The organism is Mitsuaria sp. TWR114 (assembly GCF_007997345.1).
This window is the reverse complement of record NZ_VOSR01001032.1, coordinates 1-1,426: the sequence shown is the minus strand read 5'-3', so window position 1 is coordinate 1,426 and position 1,426 is coordinate 1. Positions and strand designations below refer to the sequence as shown.

Here is a 1,426-nt window from a genome sequence, read left to right as displayed (position 1 = left end):
CCACCGTCGCGCCCAGCTCGACCGGGTAGGCGGTGTGCCCGAAGGCGGCGCGCGGGCCGCTGAGCTGCAGCCGGCACAGGCCGTTGCGCGGCATCGCCATCGTCGACCAGTCCTCCTCGGTGGCGCGGCTGAGCTTGCGCACCGAGCCCGGATCGAGCTCGATGTGCTGCGTCGCGATCAGCTCGCCGGCGGCATTGGTGCCGGCGAACAGCGGCTGTCGGGCGGAGCGGTTGGCGCAGTCCTGCCACTGGCCGTCGCGCAGCCAGGCGATCTCGACGCTGAATTGGCCCTGCCGCAGCTCCTTGCCGGCCGGGCGGCGTAGCCGGCGTAGTGGGTGTCGAAACCGCCCGGCTCGTTGGGCAGGCCGCCCCATTCGAGGTCCAGCGAGAGGTGGTCCAGGGTCTTGCGCGCGGCCTCGGGCGAGCCGACGACCAGGTAGGACGACAGGCCCGGCAGCGGGCCGAAGGGCGCGAAGGCCTTCGAGGGATCCAGCCGGCCGAGGTTGTTGGCCAGCCGCACGTCGCGCACGCCGCGCGCCTTCACCCGCAGGTCGACCTCGGCCAGCGGCAGCCGGGCCAGCAGCGAGTAGGGATAGAGCCGCGCCTGCGTGGCCAGCTCCAGGCGCAGCACCGGCAGCCGCGTGGGCCATTCGGCGCCATGCACCGCCGGGTCGCAGCCGGTCACCGGCGGCGCGTCGGCGCGCAGCCGGATGAACAGCGACAGGCCGGCGCCGGCGGCGCGTTCGAGCCGCGCCTCGACGGCGTGCCAGCCCGACGGCGTGCTCAGGCTGACGCGGAAGGCGCCCTGCAGCAGCCGGTCGAAGACCAGCGCGCGATGAGGCCGGCCGGGACCGTTGAACAGCGCCGGCAGGCCGTTGCCGGTCAGGCGATGCGCGGTATGGCGCAGCGCGGTCCAGTCGGCCTCCGACAGGTCGTCGACGTCCATCTCGACGCCGCCAACGCCCGTACCCGTCGTGGCACTCGTGCCGCTCGCGCCGCTCGTGCTGGCCGCCGGGCCGTCGGCCAGCAGCCACTGCGGCAGCAGGTCGCCGAAGGCGTCGCGGAAGGCCGGCGCCGAGTCGGCTCGCAGCGCCGCGTCGCGCAGGCCGCGCAGGTCCGGCGCGGCGCCGGAGGAGGTCTGGCGCAGGATCACGCGGATCTCGCGATCGCCCTCGCGCAGCGCCAGCAGCGGCGACGCCACCGCCAGCCCGATGCGCGCGTCCTCCGCGCCCGCGCCGCCGGCGGCGCCGAAGAGCGGCCAGACGGTGCGGCCGTCCGCGACCGGACGCGCCACCTTCGCGCGGGTGACGTAATGGAGGTCGCGCTCCGGCGCGATCAGCGGGTCCCGCTCCAGCCGCAGCGTGCACAGCGCGGCCAGCCGCGTGTCGGTGACGGCGATCGGCGCCTCGCTGACGAAACGCACCGGC

Annotated in this window: 1 protein-coding gene; it reads right to left on the bottom strand. The window is 75.7% G+C overall.

The features are described from left to right. Positions 1–177: 177 nt before the first annotated feature. Positions 178–1,426: hypothetical protein (locus tag FUT87_RS29610; protein ID WP_222617319.1), on the bottom strand; the 1,249-nt coding region annotated here is incomplete at its 5' end.